Source organism: Collinsella sp. AM31-2AC (assembly GCF_003469285.1).
GTDB lineage: Bacteria > Actinomycetota > Coriobacteriia > Coriobacteriales > Coriobacteriaceae > Collinsella > Collinsella aerofaciens_AT.
Map to the genome: position 1 here is coordinate 49501 of NZ_QSJB01000001.1, position 16525 is coordinate 66025.

Sequence of the window (16525 nt, forward strand, 5' to 3'; positions counted from 1 at the left end):
CAAGAACTATTTTTGAAAAAGTTTGCAGGCATTTTCCCAAGCGGCATGCGCGATTGTTTCGGCGTCCTCACCAGTGCGATCGACACGGTCGTTAACCAGCGCGTTTGCCGTAATGGAGATCATTGCGGGCTCGCATTCAAGACCGCGGATGGGCTCCGGAGCCATATACGGGCAATCCGTCTCGAACAAAATTCGATCGAGTGGGGTTGCCGCAAATGCCTCGCGCACGTCGTCGTTGCGCTTAAAGGTGGCCGCACCACCATAGGCGATATAGCAGCCCAGCTCCACAAAGCGCTCCATCGTGGCGCGGTCCTCGCCAAAGCAGTGCAGCACGCAACCGGCCTGAGGCACACCCACCTCGCGCAGCACGTTGTAGGCGTCCACGTGCGAGGTACGCTCCTGGTCCATGTCCTCGTGACGCAGATGCAGCTCCACCGGCACGTTACGACACACGGCAAGCTCGAGCTGGCGCGCCATGCAATCAATCTGCACGCTGTGGGGCGCCGGCGTGATGTCGTCGTCGTAATCCATGTGGTAGTCCAGACCGATTTCGCCAATACCGGCACACAAAGGGTCATCAAGCGCAGCAACAACCTGCGCGTGAATGTCGTCGGTATAGTCCGGCGCGCCATACGGATGCACGCCGGCAAGATACTTGATCTGCGGGATATCCTGCATCGGCAGAATTTCGCGCACGAGCCAGTCGCTATAGTCCGTCACGCTGCGCTTGTCGGCGATGGGGTCGAAGACCGTCACCAACAGGTCGATGCCTGCCGCCTTGGCACGCACGAGTGTCTCGGGCACATCCTTGCCCCAGAACGAAAGCAGATGCGCATGTGTGTCGGCAAGCGGTGCCAAGGGCACGGGACAAGCAACCGTCTTCTTTTTCTTGGTAAACGTCACGCGTTCGGCATTAAGCGTCATGGGAAAGCTCCCGAGCCAGGCACACAAAGTCGGCGACGCCGAGCGTCTCGGCGCGCGTGGTGGGTGCGATACCGCAAGCCTCAAAGGCGGCATCGAGCACGTCCTTGGCAAAACCGTTGGCGCTCATGGAATTGCGGATGGTCTTGCGACGCTGAGCAAATGCAGCGTCAATCACGCGGGCCACAAATTCGCGATCGAGTCCTTCGGGCACCACACCGTCAACACGGTCGATACGCACGACGGCCGAGTCCACGTGTGGCGCCGGCATAAAGCAACGCGGCGGCACCTCAAAGCGACCCGTTACCTGCGCATACAGGCCAAGCTTTGCCGTATAGCCGCCATAGGTCTTGTTGCCCGGCACTGCGGCAATGCGATCGGCAACCTCCTTTTGCACCATGACGACGGCGCGCTTGAGCGCCGGCATCGTCTGGAAGAACTGCAGGATGATCGTCGCCGCCACGTTATAGGGCAGGTTCGCGACAAACACCGTCGGCTCACCGCCCGCAGCCTGCTCAATCTGCTCCGGGCCCACCTTGAGCGCGTCGCCCATGATAAAGCGGAAGTTGGCATAGTCGGCGGCGTGGGCATCGAGCACCGGCTCAAGCTCGGGATCGGCCTCAATGGACGTAACGCACGTCGCTTCCTGCAGCAACGCAAGTGTCAACGTTCCACAACCCGGACCCACCTCGAGTACGCGCTCGTCACCTGCAAGCTCGGCAAGCTCGCAGATACGCTCGATCACATGATTGTCGATTAGAAAGTTCTGGCCCAGGCGATGCTTGGTCGCAAGGCCAAACTCCTCCAGCAGCTCCCTGGTGGCCGTGGGGTTTGCCAAAGGCGAAGTTGTCATGGTTGCCTCCTTAGCATGATGGCGGCGTCTTGAAACAAAAGGGCATGGACCGTGGCGGCCATGCCCTTACAGCTAAACAGCAAATTGCCGATATGGCGCTCGCGCGGTCTCTACGCCAGACGCGGGAACAGCGGATCGCCCTTCTCGACGGGCTGACCGCCAGCAAGCAGGCCCCAAGTGCAAATGCCCTTGAGGTCGTCGCTCGAGGCCTCGTCCTCGCAAGACAGGCGACGCAGAGCCTCGGCAGAAGTCTGGGGCATGAGCGGCATCAGCAGGTGGGCGGCGATGCGGATGGCCTCGAGCAGGTTGTAGATCACAAATGCCAGCTCGTCAGCCTTGGCCTCGTCCTTGGCAAGCGCCCAGGGCTCGGAGTCCTCGATGTAGTGGTTGGCGGCATGGATGAGCTCCATGACCTCATCCTTGGCTCCGCCGTAATCGAGCACGTCCATATTGGCCATGTAGCGGTCGACCAGGCCATCGGCGATCTTTGCCAGCGGGTTGTCGAACGCATCGAACGATGCGGGCTTGGCGGGCGCGCAACCGTCAAAGTACTTGCCGCTCATGTTGAGCGAACGCGAGATAAGGTTGCCCCAGCTGTTGGCCAGGTCGGCGTTGTAGACCTGCTCCATGCGATCGAAGCTGATGGCGCCGTCGGTACCGGGAACGACATCGGTCATAAAGTAGTAGCGATAGCCCTCGACGCCCAGCATGTCGATAACATCCTGCGGAGCGATGGCGTTACCGCGGCTCTTGGACATCTTCTCGGCCTTACCGGTCTCGGCATTGCGCACGGTCAGGAAGCCGTGGGCAAAGACGTGCTCGGGCAGGGCCTCGCCGATGGCCATGAGCATGGCGGGCCAAATGACGCAGTGGAAGCGAATGATGTCCTTACCCACAATATGGAACTGCGCGGGCCAGCGATAGGCCAGCTCGGCACGGGCCTCGTCGGTGTCGACACCGTAGCCGACGGCAGTCATATAGTTGAGCAGCGCATCGAACCACACGTAGGTCACGTGACCCTCGTCAAACGGGACCTGAATGCCCCAGTCAAAGCTCGTACGGCTCACGGAAAGGTCGTTAAGGCCGCCCTCGACAAAGCTACGTACCTCGTTCATGCGGAACGCAGGCTCGACAAAGTCGGGGTGCTCGTCATAGAGCTTGAGAAGCTTGTCCTGGAAGGCGGAAAGCTTAAAGAAGTAGGACTCCTCCTGCACGCGCTCAAGCGGACGGTGGCAGTCGGGGCATAGATGCTGGCCGACGCTGCCGTACTCCTCGTCGCCCTTCTGGACCTGCGTATCGGTGAAGTAGGTCTCGTCAGGCACGCAATACCAACCGTCGTAGCTGCCCTTATACAGGTAACCGGACTCCTTCATGCGCTCCCACAGATACTGCACGGCATGATGCTGGCGCGGCTCGGTGGTGCGGATGAAGTCGTCGTTGGAAATCTCGAGCTTGCTCCAAAGCTCCTTGAAGTGCGGGGCCTGGCTATCGGTCCACTCCTGCGGCGTCATGCCATGCTTGGCTGCGGCCTCGGCGACCTTCTCGCCGTGCTCGTCCATGCCGGTCAGGAACTTGACGTTATAGCCGGCGGAGCGGCGATAGCGAGCCTGAACGTCGGCGATGATGGTGGAATAAGCCGTGCCCAGGTGCGGATCGGCGTTGACGTAGTAGATGGGCGTCGTGATAAAGAACGAAGGCTTGCTTTGATCCATGGGGTTTGTCCTCCAGAAAAACGTTGCATACAGGGGATGATTCTAGCGCAAGGGCTGGATATCCTCCATCTATTGCATATCGAGCACCATGGCATAGACATCGCGCTTGCGGCGCGAATACTTCTGAGACAGGCGCTTGGCCACCGCAGAGGCGGGCTCCCCCTCCTCGAGCGCGGTGCGGATATCCTCGCGCAGGGCATCGTCGGGATCCGCTACCGCAGCGCCAACCGGCGCGATGCCGGCCTCCTCGTCCTCGCTCGGCGGCGCGATGACCAGCGCAATCTCGCCCTTTACCTCGCCGCGAGCACGCAGCTCCTCGGCAAGCTGGTCAGCGGGCCCGCGCAAGACCTCCTCGTGCAGCTTGGTGAGTTCGCGGCAGACGGCGACCTCACGCTGGGGAAAGACCTCCGCCACGGCCTCGAGCGTCGCCACGATACGATGTGGAGACTCGTAGAAGATGAGTGCGCCAGGCACCACGGCAAGGCGCTGCAAACGGCGCACACGGTCGCCGTGCTTTCGGCCCAAAAAGCCCTCGAAGAAAAAATGCTCGCAGGGAATGCCGGACGAAACAAGCGCCGTGACGCAAGCAGAGGGCCCGGGAATAACTTCGACGGGCACATCGGCCTCACGCGCCGCCTCGACCAGCGCCTGGCCGGGATCGGACACGCTCGGCATGCCGGCGTCCGAGGCAAAGGCGAGGGTCTCCCCCGCCAGCAGACGGTCGACCAGGCCGGCAGCGCGGCTAGCGATCACATTCTCGTCGCAACGGACAAGCGGCTTGGAAATGCCCAGGTGCATCAGCAGCTTTGACGTCACACGCGTGTCTTCGCAGCAAATGGCATCGGCGGCGGCAAAAGCCTCGCCAACGCGCGGGGACAGGTCGCCTAGGTTGCCGATGGGCGTGCCGACCACATAGAGTTTGCCCGTATGGGCGCTGTTTTGCGTCATATCAACCTATTCAATCATGCCGCGCTCGAGCGTACCAAGCGCCGCGCGGGCGTCCCATGCTGCAATGCGCTTCTCGGTCTTCCACGTTTGGAAGAACCAACCGGCAGCCGGCGCAAACGAAGCCAGCTGGTTGGCGATAAACACGCGCTCGTAGGCATTGCGGCCCTCGGGCGTAACCGACGAGTTGGCAAAGATCGCCGCACCCGACCATTCGCCCACCAGCACGGGGAACCCAGTCGAAATCGCTTCTTTAAGCTCGCGCTTGTTACGCGAAATCGCCGTCGTCAGCCCGCGGGGGCTCGTAATGTCGAGCGCGTACTCGTCGCGGTAATGGTACAGGTGAAGGTCCATGTAGACGTTCTTGTACTTGGCGCCGCGCATAAAATGCTTCCACTCGCTGGGATGCCCCGACGACGAGAAGACGACGATCTTATCCTCGGGCATATACGAACGAACGAGCTCGTAGGCATCGCGATAGAAATTGCGCAGGTAGTGGGCCGGAATGCCATCCGTCATGGTGAAGAGGCTCTTGCGAACGCTCATCTGCGGCGTGTCCAGCAGCTCAATGCCCAGCAGGCTCTCGGCCTCGCCATAGCGATCGGCCAAGCGCTCGAGCACGTCGAGTGCGACATGACGGCCGTTGGTGGACGAATGCCACTCGGCGACAGCCTCCGGCGTGGTGGGCGAATCGTTGGAATCGCCCTGGCCACCGGGCACGGTTGCCAGATCGAGCAGCACGCGGATGTCGTACTTGGCAGCCCACTCAATTGCACGGTCAATGTAGTCGACAACCGAGATGTAGGACGCATCGGACCCCTGTGAGCCAAAGGCATACCAGGGCACCGGCAGACGCACGGCATTGAGGCCAATCTGCGCCATGCGGCGAAAATCGTCCTCGCTCACAAACGTCTCGTAATGGCGGCGCATGCGCTCGTTATAGGCGGCGGTACCCATGGCCTCCTGTAGCTCGGCCGCGTTGGATGCACCGGTCGCCGCGTACAGCGACGGGGTCACCCAAGGCTCGGGAATAAACCAGCCAGAGAGATTAACGCCGAGTATCCTCTCCATCACTGCCCCCTTCGGATCATGCAGGTCGAACCCGCATCGTATTGCATAGGATAAGTATCGTTTTGAGTATACCCGCGTGTGCGGACAGGCGACCGAACGGTCTGTAAAGTGACGCGAAAGTGGGAGGAATGTCTGGGGCGAGCGGGCTCGGAATGGTGCGACGAGGTGTGTACGCGCGCCGGAGGCAGGCACCGGAAAGTGTGTCCCGTTCTGAGCCCTTATTCTGGGACGCAGTTTCCGCAGAACCCTACATAAAAGAAAAGGACCCCTTTGCAGAGGTCCTAGTCAATTCAAGGTGGCGGGGAAGGGAATCGCGTCCGCGCGCTGCGCGGACGGACCGCTGCGGCGCTTACGCGCCTTGCGAGCTGCGCTGGCAAACGCTTACGCGTTTACTCAGCTCCGCGCCCTCACGGGGTTCGATTCCATGTGGGGGCTGCATAAAAGAAAAGGACCCCTTTGCAGAGGTCCTAGTCAATTCAAGGTGGCGGGGAAGGGAATCGAACCCCTGACACGAGGATTTTCAGTCCTCTGCTCTACCAACTGAGCTACCCAGCCATTTGAGGTGTGCCTTGTTTCAAGGCTTGATTAGTATAACCAAGGACGCGTTCCGGTCAACCGAGAATTTCAAAAAAGTTTTTGAGCACAGCCTCGGTTCTTTAAATCGGCACGTCAGAGGCATCAGCCGGCAGCAAGAAGTTTTTCGCTCAGAGCCGCACGGGCAAACTCACTTGGAGTCATCCCCTCGGCAGCCGCCCGTCGACGAATGGCCTCCTTCATTCCCAGAGGAATCTTGACCGACAGCGTTGCCGTCCCCTCACCTGAGAGTGGGGGCCGTCCATGCACGATCCCACCAACGGTGTGTTCGCCATCCGGAAACTCTCCGCGCTCGTACGACTCGCACCACGCGTCAATCATTTCATCCGTTACAACCTGACCATTAGCGGCCGTATACGTCTTGCCCATCATCGACCCCTTTGCCGAGCCCATTCAATCTCCTGCCAAAATTTCTTCTGGACTGGAGACAAGGCATGAATGATAAGCCACCCACGAACAAGCTCGACCGCGACAAGCTCCACGCTTCGTCCGTCTGGGAGCCATCCAATCGCAAGCCATCTCGGCGGCTCGTCCTTCGACTCGCGACGAATTCGCTCAGTAACCGCAAGCCAAGCGCTAAGCACCTGCTTTTCTGTCAGGTGCTTTTTAGCGTTGGGATGGATCTCAACATCCATGCATCTTCTCCTCCATCTTACCCAATTTCGTATGACGAAAGTCCGCTGTCGCCAATTCTTAAGTCGGCACGCGTTGGAGAGCAGGGGTCGAAACAATGATTGAAGGACGCTCTAGTACGGCCCAGGCGCCGGGGCAGGAGCACGTGCGCCAAGGACGAACGCTTTCGTAGCGCGCGAGGATATTGCCGTCGCGATCGATGAAGGCGATGTCGATGGGATAGGCCATAAAACACGTATGGACCGAAGAGCAGCGTGGAAACGCCATGACGAGCGGCAGACCGTTGGCGGCAACCGGACACCGTCCCAGCATACCGCGCAGGCGCACGGCAAACGACTCCGCCACCACAAACTCGGCCGGCGTCCAACCCAGCCTGTTGAGCGCCCGCGCGTACGCGATGTAGGACGAGACCGCGGTCACATGACCACCCCCGGACGCCATGGATCGACCGTCACCGCGCGCTCGTGCGACAACGTTGTCGGCGCCCCCAGCGAAACGCCAGCGATGCTGAGAGAAGTCGGCCACGGCTCATAGTGCATGGTGCAGGTGTAGGTCCTAAACGTACCGGATAGGGAGAGCAGGCCACCATCCGATGCCTCCGCGCCTTGCTCGCTCGACACTTCGATCTGCAAGCCATAGCCTTCCATGGCATTCAGAATTTGAGTCTGAACCGTCGCCGAGGCATCGGCAGAGCTTTCGTCGCCCTCCCCCTCCGACGCCACGGCGTGCGCCAACACGATGTCGGGCACCACGCGGTCGAAGCGCGCGACAGCGCTGGCAAAGATCATGACGTTGTACACGATGAGTGCCAGCACCAGCAAAACGGGCGTAACCACTGCCATCTCCACCGTCGCTTGGGCGCGCTCCTCGCGCAGACGCATGCGGATACTCATTACGACCCACCGCCCAAAGCGCCAACCAGCGTGGCGACATCGACGGTGAGCGGGATGGAGCCGCCGCCGGGCAGAGGAATCTCCGCAAGCGTGAACACCGTACCGCTAATGGTGCGTTCGACTTGATATTCCAACGCCTCGCAAAGCGCCTTGGGATCGGTCACGCCCAACGGAATACTTCGCAGTTTGTCTTGCGCTTGAGAGAGGCCAGCAATGTCAGACCCCGGGCTCTTAATGACGTTGGCGGAATCAGTCAGCACCGGCTTTCGCAGGCGCAAGTCGCACGGTTCCAAACCCAGCGCCGCCACGGACGCCGAAACGGTATCGCCGAGCCACGATGCAATGGAGCCCAACGCGCCGCTGCCCCCTCCTAGGCCTTTAATCATCTCGTCCATAAGTTCGTCGGCCGAACCTTGGATGTCTCCGTATCCCACAAGCAGCCGTCCCCAGACATCCATGACGCCGTCGAGCACGCCGGCAACGCCGCCCGAGCGTTCCTTCAATGTCGAGAAAAATCGCGAAAGCACGTTGTTTTGCGCCGTCGCCCCATCGGGCGCCAGCACCGCGGCAGAGATGGCACCGCGATCGCCAAGTCTGACTGCCGTGTTAAACGAAGAGTTGAGTTCATCGGAGCTCGAGATGGCACCCGAAACCGCAAAGGCAACCACGCCGTTGCGACCGGGCGGAGCGATACGCGGGCGCTCACCGGAAAGTTCTTTGATGGCGGTATCGAACGCATTGCCCGCACGGTCGGCTTCGTCCTCGGTCTGACGCTCGAGCTCGAGCTCCTTGTTGCGACAGTCGACGTAGTCCTCCAGGGCGTCTTTAAACTTGTCAAAGTGATACTCGAAGCCGTTTTCGATAGAGGTTGAAGGCGCCGCAACAGCACCAAGCGACAAAACGCCAAAATGGCATTTGCTGCATTTATCCTGTCCATCGTAATCGGCAACCGAAGCAAATCCGCTCGGCGTCCCTTTCTTATAGTTAGGGCAGGTCGTCCCGTAATGCAGATACGCCTTGTCATCGTTCACGCTAGTCGGCCACACCGCATCGGTATAGAGTTCCGTCGCCCGAACCTCATCAGAGTTGCGCGGCAGCAGCGGAATATAGGAGGAAACCCTGTCTCCGTTCTCGGTTATATATGCCCGATCGACCTCCGCGTTCGCATAGGTATAAAACGCCTTACGCGCCGCAGACTCTGCCTTCATCTCGACACTCGAGCCCTGGGGCTTCTCATTTGTCAGACGCCAATGGTAGTAGTCCTTCGCGCGATCAAGGGCAACTTGAGGCTCCCACGTAACGCTCGATGAGTAATGCGGATTTTGAACACCGGAGAGATCCGTTAGGCTTTTCGCGCGCTCCCACATGCAAGAACAGCTGCCGACCGAGCCCTTGTCAGACCCACCACAATCCGCCAGCCAAGCACGCTCTTTAGCCTTCGCCGTGTCCTCAGAAGCCTTCCGCAGCTCCTCGGCCGCACGCTCTAAATCATCTGATGTGTCTTTAATGGTATCGGTCGAGATCTCTGACCCTTTGAGCGCAGCAAAGTCCGACTCGGATGTCCTGGGCACGGCAAGCGCCGTACCGGTATAGGTCACACTATCGGTATCCTGCGCCGACACCGCCTGCGTGGCACGCGCGGCGATCAGATACGGCAGAGCCGTCTCGATTTTCTGTAAGCCTTCCGATGCGCTTTTGGCAAACTTGTTGCGCGTTTTAATGATCTCGATCCCGGTGTCGACCATATTGCCGGCAACCGGCTCGGCACCCGGGATGAGGATGGCGACCAGGCCCGTCCCGATCGTGGCAAACCCCGCCAGCCCCAGACTCAAGATACTCGCATCAACCACCGTGGCAGCCGTGTGATAGGACGACACTACGTTGGCACCCGCCAGCGCGCCGCTATCGGCCGCCACCTGGGCGTCCCCGGCACGCGACATGCTCCATATCGCCGCGGTCGACGAAAACAACAATGTGAGCACCACTAGGATGACCACGGCAGAAGAAAGCGTGGTATAGGCGCCGTCTTCGATAAACAGATCGACACCGGCTCGACCCATAAAGCCGCCTCGCTTGCGATGGCAGCTCGGACGGTGCGTCAAAACGCGTCTAGACCAGAAACGCTTAATCCCATGCAGCAATCCACGAATCATAATCTCCCTCCAGCCATTCGGGACGCGATTGATACGAGACATCGACCTTGAGCTCAACGTAGCCGCCCTCGGCGGTACCACCCATAGCCTGCACAAACGCACCGATCACAGGCAACGGCTTGACCTCGCCGGAAACGGACACGGACGAGACGCCACCCGCACCGGCCCGGCCAAGCTCGATATCCCACGACAACGGCCCGCCGGCATGAAAGATCGAGACGTTGGGCACTGCGGCAAGCCGGCGGCGGGTGAACTCCTTAAGATCGTCGTCCTCCGCCGTCGTCGTGGTCATGAGCCGCGCGGTCTCGGCGGCGGCAGACTCCATGACCGCGCGCGTATAGAGCAGGCACACCGGTTGCAGCGCGAGAAGGATGAGTGTCAGAAACGTCGGCAGCAAAAAAGCGGCCTCGACCGTAGACTGCGCCCGGTCCTCGCGCGCGGCATCAATACAACGCGATGTCCTTAGCGGCCGCAGCGGCGTCGATAACCGACGTCGAGGCAACGCCATGGGATGCCGCCCGCTCAACCAGCGCCGCCAAGCGCCCATCGGTGCCGGCACGCCAAAGCCCCGCGATCGCCAGCACGATCGATAACAGCGCCATTGTGACGATGGCGTATTCGACCGTCGCCTGGGCAGATTCCTCACGCAGGACATCATGCATTTCACGATCCCTCCTTTGAGCTTATTGTTTGCGGGCTCAGGCGCACGGCGCGCAGACGACACGAAGCATCGCCAGCATCCGCGGCAATTGTCACCATATCGACCCAGCCGCGTCCGTCGCGCACGATGGCGCCCCACACGTTTCCCTTGATGTCGAGATAGCCGCTCAGAGCAAGTTGCGCCGTGGGTACCTCGCGATAGGCACGCAGCATATCCGCCGCCGCTTCGGTCATCGGTCGGTCCTCGGACCATGCAAGCCGGACCGCAATCGCGTTGCCCTCAGGCGAATCCGTCGCAGTGCCAGACCGCTTGTCGAGCGTCCGCAGAAAAGTTTGCGCCGTGACAGCGACATCCGAATCGTCTGCATCTCGCATCTCATCTTTTTGAGACGCCACCGCCGAATCTGAGCCCAAATCGGAGGCGGTCCCAGGACGCTGCTGCCGCGCGGCGTTAAGCCCCCAAAGCACCGCCGCTATCGCCACGGTCAGGCAAGCAAACACCAGCAGCACCCCGATGGGGCGCTCGCCCTCTACAGGCTGTTGATGCCCTCGCTGATAGCGTTCCATAGATCTTGGACCTTGCCCTTAAATGCGACGATGGCGATAATCGCGATCACCACGAGCACGCCGACCAAGATGGCATACTCGGTGGTACCCTGTGCACTCTCCTCCTGCAATAGTTCCTTGGCGCGCTGACGAACATGTGCCGCCCGGCAAAACGCCCAGCCCTGGACCTTGCCAGCAGCGTCAGTCATCGTGTTCATGTATTCCTCCCTACATCATCCCGCCTGCTCCCAGCAGCGGGCCCAATATGGACAGAAGCAACGCCGGCAAGATGAGCGTGCCGGTGGGAATCAGCAGCTTGACGGGTGCACGCTCGATCTCGCGCTCGACCGCGGCGCGATGAGCCGCACGGATCTCGCGACTTTGAGCGGCCAGCGTCTCGGCAAGTGGGGCACCCAGGGCGAGCGCCTGCCCCACCGTGATGGCAAAGGTCTCGAGCGCTCGCACGTCCAGGTCGCGCGCGGCGGCCAACAACTCGTCCTCACGCGTGCCCACGCCCACCTGCCACGCCATGCAGGCGCGCTCAAGGCGAAGAGCCAGCACTGACCGGCGGTTGGCGCAGAAAATCTCAAGCGCCGCATCAAACGAAAGACCGGCCGAAAGACCCAAGCGCACAACATCGATCATCTCGGACACTTCGCCGAGCGACACTCGCGCCGGGCCGCCCGCTCCAACCGCGCCCTTCACTCGCGCGGTCAGAGCATCGACCACCGAGCGACCCGCGGCAGCGACCAGCACCGCCTCGCGCTTGCAGGCCCCTGCGATCTTGCGTGCATCCGCCCGATCCAAACCCGTCGCGACAAATACACTCAGGGCGCACAGGCAAGCCGCAACTGCAACCGGGGCGCTCATAGCTCCACCCGCATAATGCGCCGGATAACCACCAGGGCAACGGCGTTGAGGGCAAGACCCAGCACCACAGCGCCCGCGCCGGCAGGCGTCGCAAGACCGCGACGAAAATCTGCCGAAAGCAGCGCCAACACCGCGCACATGCCCGCCGGCATCGCCGCGACCATATGCGCAGACATGCGAGCCTGCGACGTCTTAACATCCAGGCGGCGCTTGAGCTCAATGCGCTCCCCCACCATGCTCGACGCCTCGGACAGTAAGTCGGCAAGCGGAGCGCCGGTGCGCTGAGACACCTTAAGCGCCAAGGTCACAAGCGAAAGACCGGGGGCGTCGATACGCACGAGCAAGTCATCGAGCGCGTCGGTCGCCGAGATGCCGCAATCGATCGCCGCCGCCACCCGCAAAAACTCGGTATGCACTGGCTCTTGCGCATGAGCGCCCACAAAGCGCATGCCCTGGGCCAGCGAATGTCCCGAGGCAAGCGACATGGAAAGTGCGGTAAACGCCTCGGGCATTGCCTCTTCTGCATCGTGTTGCTCGCGCCGGCTCTCAAAGCCATCCCGAGCGGCACCAACGGCAAACGGAGCAACAAGTCCCAAGGCAAATCCGAGGGGCGATAACGACACCATCGTTAGTAAAACGCAGCAGACACCGCTCGATAGCAGCAGAAACGCCAAACGTCCCGAAGCATCTTCGATCACGAGGCCAAGGCGATGCGCCGGAGCCAGCGATGCCCACGAACGGGCGATCTTTTTCAGCAGATCGTTTTCCACCAGCTCACGCGGCAGCTTCTCTGCCACCGTCTCGAGCGCCTGACGTGCCAGCTCCGCCGGCGGTACCTGCGGCACACGAGGTTCCGCCCCGCACGCCGTCGCGACAGAAAGCCCTGCCAAGCCCCCTACGACGAGGGGCACAGTGATCTCCATTCGTCCACCTCCTCTTGTGTGAGCGTCCCCGACCGCAGGCCTTCTGCGATAAACGGCGGCTCGCGGTCAAGCGTCCAGGTGCGCTCGGCGGCATCGAACGTCACATAGCGCTCGAGCTCTACGCCGCCCGATGCGGCGCGTCGCACCCCCGAATACGAGGAGACGAAGCGCCTGCCATCGGCGTGGCGCTCGGACATCACGATACCGTCGAGTGCCATGGCAATCTGCTCCTCGATGAGCTCGCTCGGCAGATCGATGCCATAACGTGCAAGCAACGTCAGACGCACCACGGTCTCCTGTTCTGAACCCGCATGAAGCGTGGTGAGCGACCCGTCGTGGCCCGTGTTCATGGCCTGCAACATGTCGCAGCACTCGGCACCGCGCACCTCGCCCACCACGATGCAGTCGGGGCGCATGCGCAGGGCATTAGTCACCAGGTCGCGGATCGTCACCGCGCCCTCGCCCTCAATTGAAGCCTCGCGCGCCTCTAGGCGCACCACGTGCGGATGATGCGCAAACTTGAGCTCGGCAGAGTCCTCGATCGTCACGATGCGCTCGCCGGTGGAAATCTCACATGACAACGCGTTGAGCAGGGTGGTCTTACCAGATCCCGTGCCTCCCGCAACCGCCAGGTCCTGTCGCAGCGACACCGCACACGACAGCAGCTGCGCATACCAAAGCGGCAGCGATCCCAACCCCACGAGCTCGTCCAGCGAGCAGATACGGTCCGAGAACTTTCGGATGGTGAGAATCGGTCCGTCAATCGCCACAGGCGGAATCACCGCGTTGACGCGATAGCCCGTTTTGAGGCGGGCGTTGACGATGGGGCTGCGCTCGTCGATACGGCGGCCAAGTGGCGAGATAATGCGGTCGATAAGCACACGGATCTGCTCATCATCCTCAAACGCATGCTCGATGGGGTACAAGACGCCGCCGCGTTCAAAGAAAGCCGAGCGGCAGCCGTTGATCATGATCTCGGTAACGGTGTCGTCCTCGATGAGCGGCTGCAACGGCCCCAAGCCCACCACGTCATCCAAAATCTCGTCGATGATGGTCTCGCGCTCGGGCGTCGCGAGATCGGTCGGCTCCTCAACATTGAGCGCCGCCTCCACCGCAGGACGCAATTCCGAGCGGGCAAGCGCCGGGTCGATATAGGCGCTGATACGCGCCACTTCGTCGTAACCCATGCGGTCCATCACGGCGCGCTTGGTGCGTCGTTTCACGGCGCGGCGACGCCCCACATCTACAGGCGCTGCCGCCGCCGCAGCGCCGGCAGCCTTAATCCTCGTTTGCAGGCTCATCGCTGATCACCCTCGCGCGACCAGGGAAGGCGGATACGCGGGCGTTCGGTGCGCGTTGCACGGTCGGCGACCATATCGCTCCAAGGGCCGACGGCGCACCCCAGTTCCACGAGCATCTCGCGCGTGGCCTCGCGCACGCTAGTCGCAAAAGCGCTGGTCTGCCCCACTGCCTCGTCAGCGCGCCCAAACGCCATGAGCGCGGCGAGATCCTGCCCGCCATCGGCGATACGAATCTTGGAGCTTAACGCACAGGCAATCTCAAAGCGCATGGCGACGTCCTCGTCTGCCCCGCGCGCACCGAACCGGTTGAACACGGCGCTCATGCGCGTGCGCGGCACACCTACTCGACCTGCCAGTTCAATGACGCGCGATGCCGATGCCGCGGACGACACCGCCGCATCGCCAACGACCAGGCAACGGTCGCTCGCCGCCACCGCAGCCGCCACGGCGTCGCCCCAAAAGACCGAGGTATCGATAAAGACCACGTCGGATTCGCGACGCAGAACATCAAGCAGTAGCTCCACCGGACGTGCCATGTGCTCGGCTTGCTCGGGCGCCGCGACGGGACCCCAGAGCGTAACGCCCGGCGCCACGCGCATCGAAGCGGCTACGATATCCGGCTCGGTGAGCATGCCCGCCGCCGACGGCTCGATAAGTGCCGCCATATCGCGCGGAGCATCGACGCCTAACAAGTCGTAAAGGTTTCCAAACATCAGGTCCAGGTCGAGCACGGCGGCACGCAAGCCCAACAGCGACGATGTGTGTGCCATGGTGGCAACGATCGTCGACTTGCCGCAACCGCCCGAACCCGAAATAGCGCAGATGACTGGAGCTCGATGCGGCGGAGCGGTAGCGTCTGCCGGCGGCATCGGAGGCGGCGGGGCGGGCGTCGGTGACAGCGTCCCCGTCTCCCCCGCCGCAACCACGTGCTGCGTCCAAGCCAGCATGGCTGCTTGTTCGGTCTGCGAGGCAGGCTCGTTCTGCGCAATCTGCTCATGCTGCATCAGCGACAACTCGCCGCACCCGGCAAGGCCCTCAACTTCGTCGAGTTCATCCGCCAGATTCACGCCGTGCACGTATCCCATATCTACTGCCGGGGAGTCGCCAGCATGCTGCGCCGGCCCTCCAGCGTCATCGTATACAAGGGGGTTCCGGGGGCGCCGACCATGCTCGGCTTCCGCTTTTCCATAATCATCAACACGCGGGCCTCTTGTAGCGCGAGGCGCCCCGGGTTCCCTATCAACAAAAGCATCGGGCTCAATCGTCATGCGCCGATCGGAATCAACCGCTCCCTCGCCCGCGCGCCCGTTGCCGCATATACTGTGTGCAGCGATGACCTCGGTCGCCCCCGCGCGAAACAGCCCCTCGATATCCGACGGATCGAGCGCTTCTATCAACACGACCACGCGACTCACGCGGCCTTCGGCCGTCAGGCGCGCAACAGTCTTGCGCACATCTTCGGTATCAAACAGAGACGCCGCGATGATGGCAGCCCCGCGGCGCGACGGAAACGCCCGCGCCATGGAAACCAGCCCGTCCAGGTCACCCACGCGAAGCACCTGTGCACCCGCATCACGGCCCTCGACTTCCCGCTGCAACAGCCCGTAATCGCCGCACGCGCAGCACGCAAGCCAGATCGCCTTCATCACTCGTCGCCTCCGCTCTTTTTGCCGCGCGCCGTGGCGGGAATCGTCAAGCTGACCGTTCCCTTGCCCGAGGCTCCCAGCAGTTCCTTGACGTCTTCGGGGTCAGCCGCCAGCGTCACCCATTCGATCTTGCCCTCGCGCGTGGCACCGGAATCCTCACTGGTATCGATCACGTACGCGCCGCACAGCCGATCGGTCACGCCGTCTTTTTGCACATACACATCCACGTAGCTGCCCACGCCCGTAGCACCGCCGACCGAGTGCTCGGCATCGACCGCCACCGAAACGGCGACCTTGCCCTTAGGCACCTCGAGCTTGTGGCTCTCGACCTTGGTGTAGACATTGCAGATCACGGCGTTTTTGGGAATACGCGAAGTCGTCACGTCGCCGCGCACCTGGCGCAGCTCGGTCGCCGCGTCACGCGGCAGCAGACTCGTCAGCCACTCCTGGGTTATGACATTGGTCTCATCGAGGGTCTCGCCCACATCGATATCGCGCGCCGCGACGCATACCTCGACGCGATCGCCACCGTACTTGGCCAAGGTCTCAGCCTGGACCTGTTCGGCTTGTGAGCGGATCGATGAGCCGTAAACCATGCAGAGCAGAGCAGCGAGCACGCCCGCGACCAGACTGATGGCGATGCGCTTGCTCTTGTTCACGGCCGCTCCTCTCATGGCAGTGCCGGGCGAATGCCCGTACCACCATTGTCTGGGCGGTCAGAGTGCAAAGCGGCGCAATCGCAATCTTGGTTTTCGATGTCAAACCAATCGCTGACCAAAAGCTGACCAGCCCGTCAAGCTCGTG

Annotated in this window: 19 protein-coding genes and 1 tRNA gene; all 20 read right to left on the reverse strand. The window is 61.8% G+C overall.

The features are described 5' to 3' along the window. Window positions 1-6: 6 nt before the first annotated feature. The 20 genes from DW796_RS00205 to cpaB all read right to left on the reverse strand — a co-directional run bounded on the left by DW796_RS00205 (window position 7) and on the right by cpaB (window position 16380). Window positions 7-924: a TatD family hydrolase gene (locus tag DW796_RS00205; RefSeq protein WP_118093910.1), complete on the reverse strand. Its 918-nt coding sequence runs from the start codon at window positions 922-924 to the stop codon at window positions 7-9. Beyond that, a complete protein-coding gene (gene rsmA / locus DW796_RS00210) occupies window positions 914-1774 on the reverse strand; it encodes a 16S rRNA (adenine(1518)-N(6)/adenine(1519)-N(6))-dimethyltransferase RsmA (RefSeq protein ID WP_118093911.1) in 861 nt (286 codons plus the stop codon). The genes DW796_RS00205 and rsmA overlap by 11 nt, the downstream gene beginning before the upstream one ends. A gap of 110 nt (window positions 1775-1884) precedes the next feature. Continuing rightward, a complete protein-coding gene (metG, locus tag DW796_RS00215; RefSeq protein ID WP_118093912.1) occupies window positions 1885-3486 on the reverse strand; it encodes a methionine--tRNA ligase in 1602 nt (533 codons plus the stop codon). A 69-nt stretch (window positions 3487-3555) separates the two neighbouring features. Beyond that, entirely contained in the window at window positions 3556-4434 is an 879-nt protein-coding gene (gene rsmI, locus DW796_RS00220; protein ID WP_117637383.1) for a 16S rRNA (cytidine(1402)-2'-O)-methyltransferase, read from the reverse strand. Window positions 4435-4440: 6 nt separating this feature from the next. Next, window positions 4441-5502 carry a glycoside hydrolase family 5 protein gene (locus DW796_RS00225; RefSeq protein ID WP_055250529.1) on the reverse strand — a complete coding sequence of 354 codons (1062 nt, stop codon included), beginning with the start codon at window positions 5500-5502 and terminating at the stop codon, window positions 4441-4443. 482 nt (window positions 5503-5984) lie between these two features. Further along, window positions 5985-6057 (reverse strand) — tRNA-Phe (locus DW796_RS00230). A 123-nt stretch (window positions 6058-6180) separates the two neighbouring features. Beyond that, window positions 6181-6465 carry a ribbon-helix-helix domain-containing protein gene (locus DW796_RS00235; protein WP_035137167.1) on the reverse strand — a complete coding sequence of 95 codons (285 nt, stop codon included), beginning with the start codon at window positions 6463-6465 and terminating at the stop codon, window positions 6181-6183. Further along, entirely contained in the window at window positions 6465-6731 is a 267-nt protein-coding gene (locus DW796_RS10395) for a hypothetical protein (protein ID WP_118093913.1), read from the reverse strand. The genes DW796_RS00235 and DW796_RS10395 overlap by 1 nt, the downstream gene beginning before the upstream one ends. Before the next feature lie 58 nt (window positions 6732-6789). After that, a complete protein-coding gene (locus DW796_RS00245; protein WP_233539619.1) occupies window positions 6790-7149 on the reverse strand; it encodes a DUF192 domain-containing protein in 360 nt (119 codons plus the stop codon). After that, window positions 7146-7622, reverse strand: coding sequence for a TadE/TadG family type IV pilus assembly protein (locus DW796_RS00250; protein ID WP_117816973.1), 477 nt, complete (start codon window positions 7620-7622; stop codon window positions 7146-7148). The genes DW796_RS00245 and DW796_RS00250 overlap by 4 nt, the downstream gene beginning before the upstream one ends. Beyond that, window positions 7622-9682, reverse strand: coding sequence for a hypothetical protein (locus tag DW796_RS00255; RefSeq protein WP_118093915.1), 2061 nt, complete (start codon window positions 9680-9682; stop codon window positions 7622-7624). Before DW796_RS00255 ends, DW796_RS00250 begins: the two co-directional genes overlap by 1 nt. A 64-nt stretch (window positions 9683-9746) precedes the next feature. After that, window positions 9747-10283 carry a TadE/TadG family type IV pilus assembly protein gene (locus tag DW796_RS00260; protein WP_118093916.1) on the reverse strand — a complete coding sequence of 179 codons (537 nt, stop codon included), beginning with the start codon at window positions 10281-10283 and terminating at the stop codon, window positions 9747-9749. Further along, entirely contained in the window at window positions 10219-10437 is a 219-nt protein-coding gene (locus tag DW796_RS00265) for a hypothetical protein (RefSeq protein ID WP_118093917.1), read from the reverse strand. Before DW796_RS00265 ends, DW796_RS00260 begins: the two co-directional genes overlap by 65 nt. Before the next feature lies 1 nt (window position 10438). Continuing rightward, window positions 10439-11002 (reverse strand): hypothetical protein, encoded by a 564-nt coding sequence (locus DW796_RS00270; protein ID WP_147350997.1) that lies wholly within the window; start codon window positions 11000-11002, stop codon window positions 10439-10441. Next, a complete protein-coding gene (locus tag DW796_RS00275) occupies window positions 10966-11199 on the reverse strand; it encodes a hypothetical protein (RefSeq protein WP_089572694.1) in 234 nt (77 codons plus the stop codon). The genes DW796_RS00270 and DW796_RS00275 overlap by 37 nt, the downstream gene beginning before the upstream one ends. Window positions 11200-11209: 10 nt before the next feature. Then, a complete protein-coding gene (locus DW796_RS00280; RefSeq protein WP_055250542.1) occupies window positions 11210-11851 on the reverse strand; it encodes a type II secretion system F family protein in 642 nt (213 codons plus the stop codon). Continuing rightward, window positions 11848-12774: a type II secretion system F family protein gene (locus DW796_RS00285; RefSeq protein WP_117563706.1), complete on the reverse strand. Its 927-nt coding sequence runs from the start codon at window positions 12772-12774 to the stop codon at window positions 11848-11850. Before DW796_RS00285 ends, DW796_RS00280 begins: the two co-directional genes overlap by 4 nt. Then, entirely contained in the window at window positions 12747-14075 is a 1329-nt protein-coding gene (locus tag DW796_RS00290) for a CpaF family protein (RefSeq protein ID WP_118093919.1), read from the reverse strand. Before DW796_RS00290 ends, DW796_RS00285 begins: the two co-directional genes overlap by 28 nt. Further along, a complete protein-coding gene (locus DW796_RS00295; protein ID WP_118093920.1) occupies window positions 14072-15721 on the reverse strand; it encodes a P-loop NTPase in 1650 nt (549 codons plus the stop codon). Before DW796_RS00295 ends, DW796_RS00290 begins: the two co-directional genes overlap by 4 nt. Further along, complete coding sequence (cpaB, locus tag DW796_RS00300) at window positions 15721-16380, reverse strand: Flp pilus assembly protein CpaB (protein WP_233539621.1); 660 nt, start codon at window positions 16378-16380, stop codon at window positions 15721-15723. Before cpaB ends, DW796_RS00295 begins: the two co-directional genes overlap by 1 nt. Window positions 16381-16525: the final 145 nt, after the last annotated feature.